Annotated in this window: 10 protein-coding genes and 1 pseudogene; 6 read left to right on the top strand and 5 right to left on the bottom strand. The window is 45.0% G+C overall.

Translation table 11 applies throughout. The features are described from left to right. Nucleotides 1-9 precede the first annotated feature (9 nt). On the top strand, nucleotides 10-390 hold the full coding sequence (locus BST99_RS05550; RefSeq protein ID WP_105000914.1) for a RidA family protein: 381 nt from the start codon (nucleotides 10-12) through the stop codon (nucleotides 388-390). Nucleotides 391-419: 29 nt separating this feature from the next. On the opposite strand, the gene BST99_RS05555 is transcribed toward BST99_RS05550, so the two are convergent. The 4 genes from BST99_RS05555 to BST99_RS05570 form a co-directional block, all read right to left on the bottom strand. Continuing rightward, entirely contained in the window at nucleotides 420-1,271 is an 852-nt protein-coding gene (locus tag BST99_RS05555; protein WP_105000915.1) for an N-acetylglucosamine kinase, read from the bottom strand. 58 nt (nucleotides 1,272-1,329) lie between these two features. Next, a complete protein-coding gene (gap, locus tag BST99_RS05560) occupies nucleotides 1,330-2,331 on the bottom strand; it encodes a type I glyceraldehyde-3-phosphate dehydrogenase (RefSeq protein WP_105000916.1) in 1,002 nt (333 codons plus the stop codon). A 26-nt stretch (nucleotides 2,332-2,357) separates the two neighbouring features. Continuing rightward, a complete protein-coding gene (gene pfkA, locus BST99_RS05565) occupies nucleotides 2,358-3,344 on the bottom strand; it encodes a 6-phosphofructokinase (RefSeq protein ID WP_105000917.1) in 987 nt (328 codons plus the stop codon). Between the two features lie 132 nt (nucleotides 3,345-3,476). Beyond that, nucleotides 3,477-7,847, bottom strand: coding sequence for a translocation/assembly module TamB domain-containing protein (locus BST99_RS05570; protein ID WP_245916192.1), 4,371 nt, complete (start codon nucleotides 7,845-7,847; stop codon nucleotides 3,477-3,479). Nucleotides 7,848-8,024: 177 nt separating this feature from the next. On the opposite strand from BST99_RS05570, the pseudogene tsaD reads away from it, so the two are divergent. From tsaD to BST99_RS05595, 5 genes and pseudogenes are all read left to right on the top strand, one after another. Continuing rightward, nucleotides 8,025-9,040, top strand: a pseudogene (tsaD, locus tag BST99_RS05575) (tRNA (adenosine(37)-N6)-threonylcarbamoyltransferase complex transferase subunit TsaD). Beyond that, entirely contained in the window at nucleotides 9,040-9,744 is a 705-nt protein-coding gene (locus tag BST99_RS05580) for a 16S rRNA (uracil(1498)-N(3))-methyltransferase (protein ID WP_105000920.1), read from the top strand. Before tsaD ends, BST99_RS05580 begins: the two are co-directional and overlap by 1 nt. A 36-nt stretch (nucleotides 9,745-9,780) precedes the next feature. Beyond that, a complete protein-coding gene (locus BST99_RS05585) occupies nucleotides 9,781-10,443 on the top strand; it encodes a DUF4159 domain-containing protein (protein WP_105000921.1) in 663 nt (220 codons plus the stop codon). Beyond that, nucleotides 10,444-11,541 carry an AI-2E family transporter gene (locus tag BST99_RS05590; RefSeq protein ID WP_105000922.1) on the top strand — a complete coding sequence of 366 codons (1,098 nt, stop codon included), beginning with the start codon at nucleotides 10,444-10,446 and terminating at the stop codon, nucleotides 11,539-11,541. It abuts the gene before it with no gap. Then, nucleotides 11,534-12,763, top strand: a complete 1,230-nt coding sequence (locus BST99_RS05595; protein ID WP_105000923.1) for a THUMP-like domain-containing protein — start codon at nucleotides 11,534-11,536, stop codon at nucleotides 12,761-12,763. Before BST99_RS05590 ends, BST99_RS05595 begins: the two co-directional genes overlap by 8 nt. On the opposite strand, the gene BST99_RS05600 is transcribed toward BST99_RS05595, so the two are convergent. After that, on the bottom strand, nucleotides 12,760-13,488 hold the full coding sequence (locus BST99_RS05600; RefSeq protein ID WP_245916193.1) for a M15 family metallopeptidase: 729 nt from the start codon (nucleotides 13,486-13,488) through the stop codon (nucleotides 12,760-12,762). The genes BST99_RS05595 and BST99_RS05600 overlap by 4 nt on opposite strands. Nucleotide 13,489: the final 1 nt, after the last annotated feature.

The following is a 13,489-nucleotide window of genomic DNA, read 5'->3' on the forward strand; positions in this document are numbered from 1 at the left end:
TATTACCACATGAAAACAGTCATCAATACCCCCAATGCCCCGGCTCCCATCGGACCGTACAACCAAGCCATTCTTAAAAACGACACCCTTTTTATTTCGGGACAAATTGCTTTAGATCCTGCTACCATGGAATTGGTTCAAGACGATATTGCCACCGAAACCCGTCGATGTATGGAAAACCTACGGGCTATTTTGAGTGAAGCCAATATGAATTTTGGTCATGTAGTCAAAACCAGCATCTTCCTAAAAGATATGCACCAATTTGCTGCGGTTAATGAAATCTATGGCGCGTATTTCCAAGGCGAGATTCCTCCTGCCCGCGAAACCGTTGAAGTGGGGAATCTTCCCAAATTCGTCAATGTGGAAATTTCGATGATTGCCATGCGCTGAACGCGCTTGAAGAAGGACAAGTTCTACTCTTAGATGGTACTGCGATGAAAGTCCACCAAACCATCGATTGGGCGTCTTCTGACTACACCCAAGATCAAATCGTTGCGCTCTAAAACAGTGGCCAGCTCGTCTTGTAAAAAGTGTGCAATACTGCCAACAAAACTAATCGGGACTTTTGTCGCGAGTTCAAACTGCATGATGTAGTTGTTGACGAACTGTTGTAAGCCCTTATCAATCACCCCCTTGCAGTACGGGTGGTTCTTATTTTCGATGATGAAACGGGCAAAAGTGGCCAGATAGGTATTGGGGTTGGGCTGCTTGTACAAGTGGTCTTTAATCACATCTGCATCCAATTCGTACTCTTTGGCAAATTTGATCCCTAAATCCTGAGGCATTTTGTGGAAATAGTAATCCCTGAGAAGCTTTCGACCAAAGAAGTTTCCGCTTCCATCGTCCATCAGAATATAGCCCAGAGATGTCACCTTTTGGAAGAGTTGATGCCCATCGTAATAACTGCAGTTGGACCCTGTTCCCAGAATACAAACAATACCTTGATGACCGATTTTTGTTGTCGCGTAGATGGCCGCGTAGGTGTCTTCACGAACCTCAATCTTGGCCTTGGGGAAGAAATCTTTGAAGATTCCCTTGAGAAAGTTCTTCATCCTCTCGGTACCACAGCCCGCTCCATAAAAGAAAAGTTGAGTCACTTCTTCTCTGCGTTGAGAAATATCGAAGTTGTTCGCCAAGCGGTCTTCTATTACCTCTCGGGTCAGCACTTCTGGGCTTAAGCCCAAGGTTTGTGTGACAAAAAGTTCTTCTCCTTTTTCGTCCAGCGCAATCCAGTCAGATTTGGTAGCGCCACTGTCGACAACTAAAATCATAGGCAAAATTTTGAGGGCTTCGAAAGATATTATATCAGTTCCGAAGCCCTCTTATAACTTAGAGTGCGGCAATATGTTGTGCCAAATCAACGAGCTTATTGGAGTATCCCGCTTCGTTGTCGTACCAAGAAATAATCTTGAAGAATTTAGAATTCAACTCAATACCGGCACCAGCATCAAAAATGCTCGTTCTTTTGTCACTTACAAAGTCCTGAGAAACAACCAATTCCTCAGTGTATCCAAGAATACCGTTTAGGGCACCTTCAGACTCAGACTTCATGACCTGCTTGATCTCTTCATACGAAGTTTCCTTTTTTAAACGAACGGTCAAATCAACAACAGATACATCCGCAGTAGGAACACGGAAAGCCATTCCTGTTAACTTTCCTTGAAGCGCTGGAATCACCTTCGTTACCGCTTTGGCCGCTCCTGTGGAAGCAGGAATGATATTCAACATGGCACTACGTCCACCACGGTAATCTTTTCTTGAAGGACCGTCTACGGTCAACTGAGTCGCGGTAGTGGCGTGTACTGTTGTCATCAACCCTTCTTCAATGCCGAAGTGATCGTTGAGTACTTTTGCTACTGGAGCCAAACAGTTGGTTGTACAAGAAGCATTAGAGACGATGGTGTCACTGGATTTTGCATCACCGTGGTTCACTCCCATAACAAACATAGGAGCATCCTTTGAAGGAGCAGAAATAACTACTTTTTTCGCTCCCCCATCGATATGGGATTGAGCCATATCTAGAGTAGTGAATATACCCGTACATTCAGCAACAATTTCAGCACCTACAGCATCCCACTGTAAGTTCTTTGGGTCGCGCTCTGCCGTAATACGAATTGTTTTTCCGTTGACAACCAAGTGGCCATCCTTCACTTCTACTTCACCGCTGAAACGTCCATGTACAGAATCGTACTTCAGCAAATAAGCCAAGTGCTCTACGTCCAGCAAGTCATTGATGGCAACTACATCAACATCATCACGCTCTACAGTTGCTCTAAAGACCAGGCGTCCAATACGCCCAAATCCGTTAATTCCTATTTTAAGCTGTCCCATAATTTTCTATTTAGGTTCTCTAGTTTTTAAGTCGTCATTATATCCGATACCCTAATCAACTCTTCGTCGACTGGGGTATGTCCTTTTATCGCTTCGCTTATGGGAGTTAAAATCAAATCATTGTCTCGAATCCCAACCATATAATTGGTTTTTCCCTCTAAAAGAGCTTCCACCGCTTTCACTCCCATTCTGGAGGCCAAAACACGGTCAAAACACGTTGGGTTTCCTCCTCTTTGCATGTGGCCTAATACCGATACCCGTACATCGTAAATGGGCAGGTGTTCCTCGACATAGTCCTTGAGTTCAAAGACGTTCTTACCAATCTTATCGCCTTCAGCAACAATAACTATACTGGAAGATTTACCAGATTTTTTACTGCGTTTGAGGGAATCCAAAAGACGTTCAAGTCCCAGGTTTTGCTCCGGGATCAGGATTTCTTCAGCTCCTGCGCCTACTCCGGCATTTAGTGCAATATGTCCGACATCACGCCCCATCACTTCAATAAAGAAAAGTCGGTTGTGCGAGCTGGCTGTATCGCGAATCTTATCAATTACCTCAACGACCGTATTAATCGCTGTATCAAAACCTATGGTATAAGAAGTCCCAATGATATCGTTGTCAATGGTACCCGGGATACCCATCACGGGGAAGTCGAATTCATTATTGAAAATCATGGCGCCGGTAAAGCTTCCATTCCCTCCAATCACGACAAAGGCATCAACTCCTGCCTTGACCAATTGATCGTGGGCTTTCTTTCTTCCTTCCGGTGTTCTGAATTCCAAACAACGGGCAGACTTCAAGATCGTGCCTCCCTTATTGATAATGTTATTTACACTTCGGGCATTCATGGGTTTGAAGTCTCCTTCAATCATGCCCTGATACCCTCTGTAGATCGCTACACATTCGATTTCCAGGTACGCACAAGTACGCACAACGGAACGGATGGCAGCGTTCATTCCTGGGCTGTCTCCACCTGAGGTAAGGACTGCGATTTTCTTAATCTCCTTCGCCATTTACTGCAATAAAAGTGAGCAAACTTAGAAAACATCTTGCAAAAAATTGAGGATGCAACCTCAAATTTGCCGTTTCCAAATTTCTCAAACGTTTTCGTAGAGGAGAAATATTCCTACAAGAATAGAAAGCCCTTAATTCTGGTCTTTAGAACCATCATCGGAGGCCGTTTTGGACTTGAATTCGATAAGGCTGTCGTTGTCCAGGAAGAAGGGTGTCTGCTCGGATTCTTCCCTTGGTTTGGTTCCCGCATTCTTCTTCTTAAAGACTTTTCGGAGAAGATCCTGGAAGGTGTTGAAATCCACCTGATAAGAAAGTCCTATTCCCTGGGTGTAGCCCTGTCGTTCGGCTAAAAATTCCTGAATCTCGTTTTCTCGGTTAAAGATTCGTGCTCGAAGTGTACCCTCTTCGTTAAGAAGCACCTGAACTTCAACATCGCCGGCCACAACCGATTCGGAAACTCCACCACCACCGACCGGCAATCCAACCCGTCCATTGACCAGAATCCGATCCGATATCTGTGTAGAAACAGTCACCCCAATTCGGTTTTCCGTATTTCCAGCACCTCCAGCCCCTACATCCAGGCCTTGTTCATATAAAAAACCGATATCGAGTTTTTCGTCTCCAACACTGAGTACTTGATTGATTAACCCCGAAGCGGTTTGGATGAGGTTTCCGGTTAAAGCTTGCTGTGTCAATCCAATTTGGTCATTCACAAAGGTTCCTTGGGCCAAGAGAAAGAAGGCATTTCGCTCTTCTACATTCGGGTCTTGAAGTCTATATTCCAGCTCCGATTGGACCACTGAACTGGTATTCGGAAACTGAATGTCAAAACCAATATTGGTGCTCTCGAGTTCTCCATCCAAGCGTACCACAACCTCTGTGGGAATTCGCCCGGTATAGCCCTGACCATTATCCAGTAGAGGCGCTGGGTTGGCATTGAGCGCATAGACCGCCTCCATATTTAAAGTGGCTTGTAGCGGATCCCCATCCCAGGTGATATAGCCCCCAGGACGTACAATAAACTTCTTATCGATAATTCCGCCGTACTTGAAATTGTACTCCCCTGTTACGGTGGCAAAATCCCCGTACATATTGAATTTTCCGTTGGTGTTGATGTCCATCAACAAAAGACCTTCCCCCGTACCCTTGAGAGAACTACCGGTCTGTTGATCCATCACAATCTCAACTTCTGCATCAGGAGTGACGAGCAAATCAAATGTTAGCTCTACCCCTTCGTAATCGTCCAAGACCCGTTTTTCTCCATCACCTAGGGCGACGTCCTTTTCAATAAAATTGATGAAGGAATAATCTCCTACGCTGGTTAAATCGCTTAAAGGGATCTTGAGCGATGTACCCAGAGCCGTGGAACCATCAAAAGTAATATTTAATGCATTGGTCGGCCCGGTAATACTGCCGGTTCCATTGACAAAGCCGGTACCGTAGTAAAGAGCTTCCTCATCGAATTCCGTATCCAATATCAAAAAGCGATCTCCTCGGGTAGCCAGGTTCAGATCCAAGGTCCAATCTTCAAAATTCAGGTGGGTGATATTCCCGTTTAAGAGCGCGGTCGTCCCTTCTTTGTTGTCGTTGATATCGAGATTTCTAAACCAGAACGACTGCCCTTCGAGGTCTACCTTGGAAAAGGGTGAAAAGTCGTAATTCACATTCAAGTAGGGAATATCAAAACCCGCCTGGGTAAGGGTCAGGGAACCCTGCATATCGGGGTTTTCGGCCAAGCCCTGAAGATTTACTGTACCATTCACCTTCCCCCGGATATTGGTCAATACATCTTCTCCTAAAGGAGCGAAGGGTTTCAGCGGAAAATCACTGAATCCAGCAATGAGGTCTAATCGAGGAGCACTATTGCGGTTATAAATCTTCCCCAGAACACTGAAGCGTTCCTTCAACCCTTTAGAGAGTTCACAATTCACGGTATACTCAGTCAAATCGGTATTACCAGATACATTGATCAGGAGATTTCCCATCACCGAATCGTTAACGGTAAAATTTTCTATATCCAGACCGGCCGTGGGCAAATAATTCCCTTCTCTTTGCCTGATATTCAAGTACCCATTGATTCGACCATCCAAAGCCAGGCTATCGATACTGGGTGTAATCTTGGCCAGAGAAACAATTTTGAAATCCAAATCCAAATCCTTGTACGTAGAATCGGCAAGACGACCACTGAGTCGGATCTGCTCCTGGTTCCCATTATCCATGACGATATCATTGATATAGATAGAATCCAGAGAATTGTTGATGATGATCTTGTTCTTGGGGTTGGAGTCTTTGTTGATCAACCAGGTATTTCCTTTAAAGCTCAAGTCGGATCGCTTGAGTCCAATGACTGATTTTTGATCCTCGTTAAAGGTGTGGTAAAAATTCAGGTTATACGTATCGTCATACCCTTTTCCTCCTTTAAATTCTGTTCGGAAGAAAAGCGTATCGCTCAAAGTGGTATTGATGAGTTCAAAATCCTTTACATCGTAGTAGACCGTCGACATTTCCTTCACGGCTACATAGGTATTGTAAACGGGATTCTTATTGTCAATTCGAACTTCGATATCTTCAAAACTGTTCTGAAAAAGTTCTATTCCGGGGGAGCGAAAAGTCATTTTAAAATCTCCTTCATCAGCCACAATTTGACCACGTAAATACGTATTCGGGTCAAAATTGATTTCAGGGAAAAAGACTTCAACAATCTTTTTTCGGAGTTTAAAATTGAAGTTCATAAACTGCCCTTCTGACACTTCATAAGGGCGGTAGTTTGTGTAGATGCTACCAATGGAATTCTGGAAAAGAGCCTGGAGCTCATCCAGCTTATAGCGACCACGCATATAGCCGTTCATGATGTCCGGTGAAGCGATCTGAATATTGCGCAAAGAATCCGCCGAAAACTCCGACACGACCGCGAAGTCCTCAAAGACATACTGGTCATTCTGATTCTCGTAAATCGTGTTGGTGAACTGGACGGAACCCTGAATGTTATTCGACGTATTGCCGGTAGCATCCAAGGTAATATCCCCTTTAAACAAAGCGATGCTGTCTTTGAGGAAGTTCAACTTGCGCAAATCGGCATTTTTTACGCTCGCCGTAAAGTTGAACCGGTTCATATCTGCCTTCATATCGGCCAACCCCTTAAAGTCAAACGAAATATTGGGATCGTCACTTTTCAACATCCCATCAAAGAGCTCTTCTTTGAAGACCCCTGAAACCTGAATATTGTTGTAGTTATAGCCATTGAAATCAATATAATACACCTCCCCTATAGCCTCCGTTTCAAGAAACTCCGCCGTGAATCCCTTTCCTTCTACATTTACATCCAAACTGGCCTTTCCCAGCTTGGGATTGCCTATAAAACTGCCCAAGTCAAAATCCATAAGAGAAACCAAGCCCAAATAAGAAGCCTGGTCAATGGCATTGATATTGGTCATTTGCAAATTTGCATAGCTGCGTCCAATAGCCGTTTCCAGATTGGCCTCTATGTCAATACTGCTATCGGTAATATCGGCATCACCCCTCAGGATAAAGGGTCCAAATTTCTCAAAAGAAGAAGGCAAGTGTCTTCCAACCAGGGTAGGCATCAAAGCCCGAAGCTCAAAATAACTCGTCGAGATCTGATCGATATCGGCCAACAGTTTGAAGGGCTCCTCTTTTTTGAAGACATTCTGAAAACGGTATTCTCCTCGAATGCGTGTACTGGTGGTCTGCAGGGCCAAATTAGAAACCAGAAAGTCATTTAGTGTCCCCTTTACCTGACACTCCAAGCGAGCCATTTTATTCTCACCAAAGGCCTTGTAAAAACGATTGACTTCGTTCAAGGAGAGATAGGAATCCGCAAACTCAGCTTCCAACTGTACCTTGTCCAGAAAATCCTTGAGCTCTTCTCGTTTGTAGTTGAACTGCAATCGCCCCTTGAGTTCTGACTCTGGCGTTCTAATATAAAGGCCGTTGTACACCATTTGTGATTTGGTGTAGCAGAATTGGGTACTCATCTTTTCGACCGAGATTCCACGCCCACTTTCAAAGGCCATATCTTCAATAAAGATATCGACTTCCGGTCCTAGTATTTGAAAGTCACTTGCCTTCACATTGAGTTCGGTAAAGTCGAGAATTCCCGGTTCTTCGTCGTTGTAATCAACTAGAGTGTAGCGGCTATTCCCTATGAATATCTCCGAACTGGTGAGTAAAAAGGGGGCGGTTCCTTCGGCGCGAGGTTGGCCATCATCCACTAAATCGATAAAGACATCCAGGTTGGTGTCCGTTTCACCCTCATAGGTCACCATGTTCAGGAAGAGTTCATCCACCTCGATATCACCAAACTTCATATCTCCATCGATCAATTGCTTCATATTGATAATGGAAGTCGAAAGCTTCTTCATGTAGACCAGCGTGTCCCCCTGGTGGTCTTCGATATAAATTCCTTTGAGGTGGGTCTTAAGGGTCAGGGGTACGATTTTCAGGCGATCTATACGGATGTCCGTACCCAACTCGGCATTCAAGCGTGTCGTGATCTCTTGAGCTAATCGGGTCTGTACAGCGGGCAGAGATAAAAAACAGACAGCAGCAAGCCAATGATGATCGAAATCACCAGAAATCGCTTTACTATAGATTTCAGCTTTTTGATATGCCCTTGTTTATCTTTGTATACTCAATCCCTATACCATATACGGGTGAAAATGGAAAAAAGTTATCTACTCGCCATAGAATCTTCGTGTGATGACACTTCTGCAGCGGTTTTAATGCATGATCGCGTGCGGAGTAACGTGACTGCTTCCCAAAAAATTCACCAACAATACGGAGGTGTTGTCCCTGAATTGGCTTCCCGTGCACATCAACAAAATATTGTTCCCGTTGTACACCAGGCCCTCGCTCAGGCAAATATCGATAAAAAACAGCTTTCAGCCATCGCTTTTACTAGGGGTCCTGGACTTTTAGGATCCTTATTGGTCGGGACTTCCTTTGCCAAGTCCTTGGCCCTGGGTCTCGATATTCCTCTTATCGAAGTGAATCACATGCAAGCCCATATTTTGGCGCATTTTATTGAAGACCAAAAGCAAGAAAAACCCAACTTTCCCTTCTTGGCTTTAACCATCAGTGGAGGGCACACCCAAATTGTTCTCGTGAAGGACTATTTTGAGATGGAGGTACTGGGGGAAACACTGGACGATGCGGTCGGTGAAGCCTTTGATAAAAGTGCAAAGCTCTTGGGATTGCCTTATCCAGGAGGTCCCTTAATTGATCAGCTAGCACAACAAGGAAATCCCGATGCCTTTCCCTTTCCTAAACCCAAGGTAGAAGGCCTGAATTTCAGCTTTAGCGGACTAAAAACCAGTATTCTGTACTTCTTGCAGAAACAATCCGATGCTTTTGTTGAAGAGCACAAGGCCGATATCTGTGCTTCGATTCAAAAAACCATCATCGGCATTTTGATGGATAAGCTTCATCTTGCGGTTAAAAAAACAGGAGTCAAGGAAGTAGCCATTGGTGGAGGTGTTGCGGCTAACTCCGGTATCCGGTCTGCCTTAGAACTCGCCAAACAAAAACACCATTGGAAAGTCCATATACCTCCTTTCTCTTATTGTACCGATAACGCGGCTATGATTGGCATTGTGGGGTATCTAAAGCAAAAAAAGGCCTTTTCACCACCTCAGATTCCAAAGCCCAAGCCCGGTATAAAATCAGTGAAGCCTAATGCAACTCTTCTACAAGCCTGATCTCGACAACAGTTATATGCAACTCTTTCTTTCGGAGGAAGAAAGCAAGCACGTGGTGCGGGTATTGCGGAAAAAAGCAGGGGATTTACTTGAAATCACCAACGGGAAAGGCCGCCGCTTTACCGCAGAAATTTTAGAAGTCCATCCCAAAAAGTGCTTACTGGAGGTTAGAGAAAGCTATCTCAAACCCGAACCGCATTACGCCTTGCACATGGCCGTGGCTCCGACAAAATCGAATGACCGCTTCGAGTGGTTTCTCGAAAAAGCCACCGAAATCGGACTAAGCAGTATCACTCCTATTCTCTGTGAGCGATCAGAACGCAAAATCATCAAAGCGGAGCGACTCGAAAAAATTATCGTTTCGGCGATGAAACAGTCCCTAAGGGATTACAAACCTCAGCTGAACCCCCTCACTCCCCTTCAGGACTTCTTGAATCAAGAACATCCCGGAGCCACCTTTATCGCTCATTGCGAAGAAGGCGAAAAACTAGAATTCAAAAGGGCCGTACAACCCGATCGCCCGATCACTTTACTCATTGGGCCGGAAGGCGACTTCAGCCCCCAAGAAATCGAATGGGCAACAGAAAAGGGGTTTTCGGCGGTTAGCTTTGGCGACACCAGGCTTAGAACAGAGACTGCAGCTCTTGTGGGCTGCACCATTGTCGCTATGCGCAACAGCTAGCCCCCCTTTAAGCCGAAAGCAGTACATTTGAGAGTAATGAAGAAAAGAGCTTTACTTTTTGTTTGCACGCTCCTGGGAGGAGGTCTGTTTTCGGGTCTGCTTTTTGGACAGAATATTGGCTTGCTCAAATACGGAGGTGGTGGCGATTGGTACAGTAACCCAACGGCTTTGCCCAACCTCATCGAGTTCTGCAACCGCGAAATTAACACCCGACTGGCATCCAATCCAACCACTGTAGAAGTGGGAAGTCCGCTTCTCTTTCAATACCCCTTTGTCCATATGACCGGACACGGCAATGTCTTTTTTACAGATGAAGAGGCTCTGAATCTTAGGACCTACCTTCTGGCGGGTGGTTTTTTGCACGTTGATGACAACTACGGTTTAGCACCTTATTTAAAAAGGGAATTGCAGAAAGTATTCCCAGATAAGGAGCTGGTTGAGCTCGGAAGAAATCATCCCCTATTCAATCAGCGCTTTCGCTTCCCGAATGGTTTACCAAAAATTCACGAACATGACGGAAAGGCTCCCCAAGCCTTGGGTCTGTTCCACGAAGACCGTCTAATATTGCTCTTTACGACCGAATCGGATCTGGGTGATGGCTGGGAAGACCCCCGCGTTCACAACGATCCTGAAGAGGTACGCTTACAGGCTCTTCGAATGGGAGCCAACCTGATCCAATATGTATTTAAACAAGAATAAATGACACCTCAAAACCTAGCCAACGGCATTGTGCGTGCAGTACTCATACTCGCTGGAATAGTCCTCTTTTTCTGGTTTCTGTATGCCATACGATCTGTTATTGCGTATTTGACCATCGCAGCGGTGATTGCTCTTTTGGGCAAACCCATTGTGCGATTGCTGCAACGAATTCGCATTCCAAATACCCTAGCCGTTCTCGTCGCCATGAGCCTCTTATTCGGCCTTTTTGCCGGCATTCTGGCCCTCTTTATTCCGGTGGTTAATGAACAGAGTAAAAACCTGTCACTACTGGATATCGATGCCCTGAAAAACAACATCAACCTGCTCTACCTCCAGATCGTGGAATACTTTGATGCCAATCTGCCTCTTTTTGAAAGTATTTTAGAAAACTCAAACATCGAAAAAAGTGTGATCGAAGGGCTCGATTTGCGATTTATTCCAAACTTCCTGAATTCCTTTATCAATGCGCTGAGCTCCTTTAGCGTTGGGCTTTTTTCAGTTCTCTTTATTTCATTTTTCTTTTTGAAAGACAGCAATCTTCTGCAAAATGGAATCCTGACCTTCGTCCCGGACAAAAAGGAAGGAAATATGGTCGAATCCATTCGAAAAATCAACAGCCTGCTATCCCGCTATTTCGGAGGAATCCTTTTGCAGTTGTTTATTCTCTTTGTCATCTATACCGGAGCCCTTCTGATTGTCGGAGTCGAAAACGCCTTGGTAATCGCCTTTTTGTGTTCCTTATTCAACATCATCCCTTATGTTGGACCACTAATTGGAGGAACGATCATGATCACCTTAACCATGACCAGTTTCCTCGGTGCAGATTTCAGCACGGTAATTCTTCCCAAAGCGACCTATGTTTTGATTGGTTTGATGGTGGGACAATTGGTCGATAATTTCTTTTCGCAACCCTTTATATTTTCAAACAGCGTAAAGTCTCACCCCTTAGAGATCTTTTTGGTAATCATCATTGCCGGACTTCTCTTTGGAGTCATCGGAATGATCGTTGCCGTTCCTGGCTACACGGCTATCAAAGTCATTCTGAAAGAATTTTTAGCTGAAAATGAAGTGGTGAAGAAGTTCACAAAAAATGTCTGATCCGCTTTTCCGATGGAACCCGCACTTGGTCAAACCCGAGGTGCTGGACTATTTGGCGAAACACCAGAACAGCGATCCCAAACAAAGGGCCTTTCGCTCATCTCCTTTTGACGAAGTCACCCGAATCGAACTCCAGCAGCAATGGGAGGGGCGAGAACGTATTCGCAAAAAGCTCCCCTCTTGGTATAAAAATGAGCAGGTACTCTTTCCTGCACGCTTGAATCTTGAGCAGTGTAGTTCAGAAAAAACAGCGGGCTACAAAGCAGCACTTATTCAATCCAAGCTCAAAAAACAAAAGACTACCCTCGCCGATATTACCGGGGGTTTTGGGGTAGATTCCTTTGCTTTTGCCAAACAAGGCTTTCAGGTCCACTATTGTGAGCGGCAATCGGATTTAGCACAATTGGTTGCTTACAATTCCATGGCCTTTGGCTTAGATGACTTCCATACCTACGCCCAAGAGGCGGAGGCTTTCTTCTTGCAGAGTAAAATCAGTTTTGACCTGGTCTATGCCGACCCCGCTCGCCGGGATGAAGAACAGAATCGGGTATTTGCCCTGGAGCAGACCGAACCCAACCTTAAAAGTCTTCTCTCTTTCTTACCCTCAAGAACACCTTACCTTCTGCTGAAGACTTCCCCTTTTTTAGACATTCAACAAGGCCTCAATGCGCTTCCTAATGCCACTGAAGTCCATGTTGTTGCCATCGGTAAAGAAGTAAAAGAGCTCCTCTGGTGGGTTCCCCTGAATGAAGAAAAGTCTCCACCCCAGATAATCTGTGCCCATTATACAAATGATCAATGGAAAGAAACCCGATTTAGCTATGGCGATATTGCCGTGGCAGAATCGATATTCGGAGAACCCGAAGGCTATTTGTATCTACCCAATCCTTCTCTGATGAAATCTGGGGCTTTTGATTGGATAAGTCAGGAATACGGGGTGAAGAAAATCCAAAAGAACAGCCACCTGTATTCCAGTCACTCACGCTTGGATTTTCCGGGTAAACGCTTCACCATTTTGAATACCCACTCTCCTACTTCCAAGCAGCTTAAAAAGTACAAGAATCAAAAGTGGGAAGTGGTCTGTCGAAATTACCCTTCACGGGTAGAGGAAATTCGACAACAGTTCCGAATCAAAGCCGGAGGAAAATCGGATTACTTGTTTTTTACCCGTGATCAACAGGATCAGGCCCTACTCCTAGAAGCCCGTTTGGATCAGGACTAATTGCATTCCCAAGTAAAATCGGCCACCTTATCATTGGAACCCGCACTCAGGTTGTAGTGCCACCATTCGGTTCGGATAGACCAAAATCCATGGGCTTCCATACCGGTTTTCAGTAGCAATCTGTTCTGAAGTACGGTGGCGGGTAAATCGGTATGATCGTGGTGCGCCTTATGACCAAAAAAGTCAAAATCTGTCCCCATATCCAAGGGGTTTCCTTGCAGGTCAGCCAGCGTTATATCAACAGCTCCACCCTTGTTGTGGATTGAACCCTTCACGGGGTTGGCCACATACTGTGGATTGGGCATGATTTTCCACATCTTGTACTGAACGCTATTGGGTCGATAACAATCGAAAAAGAGGATCTTATAACCCTGCTTCAAAAAGTCGGCATTCGCCTTGATCAGGGCCTTGGCTGTTTTAACCCGGGTATAGCATTCACCACAATCATAAACCTGCTCTTTCAAAAAGTTATTTGTTGTGGCATAACGCATATCGTAGAAGAAGTCATCGCTGTAATCAGCCAAACGAACAAAGGTGGTATCGGCAAGTTGATTTAAAGCGATAGGCGCAGGTTCTGGATCAATAGCGACAAGGGTATCAGCCTTTTGCAGGTCTTCTTGCGCCACGGGGTCTACCGCTATCCTTTCCTCTTTCTTCTCTAAGAATTCGCACGAAAGCAGCATCACTGCTACCACTAAGATCCCTAATCCTTTTTTATTGACCATT

Origin of the sequence: Aureicoccus marinus (assembly GCF_002954325.1) — a bacterium.
GTDB classification, from domain to species: Bacteria; Bacteroidota; Bacteroidia; order Flavobacteriales; family Flavobacteriaceae; genus Aureicoccus; species Aureicoccus marinus.

What these genes read in the sequence shown, in the direction of transcription:
- BST99_RS05550 (WP_105000914.1), top strand. Translation starts at nt 10, where the DNA reads ATGAAAACAGTCATCAATACCCCCAATGCCCCGGCTCCCATCGGACCG.
- BST99_RS05555 (WP_105000915.1), bottom strand. Translation starts at nt 1,271, where the DNA reads ATGATTTTAGTTGTCGACAGTGGCGCTACCAAATCTGACTGGATTGCG.
- gap (WP_105000916.1), bottom strand. Translation starts at nt 2,331, where the DNA reads ATGGGACAGCTTAAAATAGGAATTAACGGATTTGGGCGTATTGGACGC.
- pfkA (WP_105000917.1), bottom strand. Translation starts at nt 3,344, where the DNA reads ATGGCGAAGGAGATTAAGAAAATCGCAGTCCTTACCTCAGGTGGAGAC.
- BST99_RS05580 (WP_105000920.1), top strand. Translation starts at nt 9,040, where the DNA reads ATGCAACTCTTCTACAAGCCTGATCTCGACAACAGTTATATGCAACTC.
- BST99_RS05585 (WP_105000921.1), top strand. Translation starts at nt 9,781, where the DNA reads ATGAAGAAAAGAGCTTTACTTTTTGTTTGCACGCTCCTGGGAGGAGGT.
- BST99_RS05590 (WP_105000922.1), top strand. Translation starts at nt 10,444, where the DNA reads ATGACACCTCAAAACCTAGCCAACGGCATTGTGCGTGCAGTACTCATA.
- BST99_RS05595 (WP_105000923.1), top strand. Translation starts at nt 11,534, where the DNA reads ATGTCTGATCCGCTTTTCCGATGGAACCCGCACTTGGTCAAACCCGAG.
- BST99_RS05600 (WP_245916193.1), bottom strand. Translation starts at nt 13,488, where the DNA reads ATGGTCAATAAAAAAGGATTAGGGATCTTAGTGGTAGCAGTGATGCTG.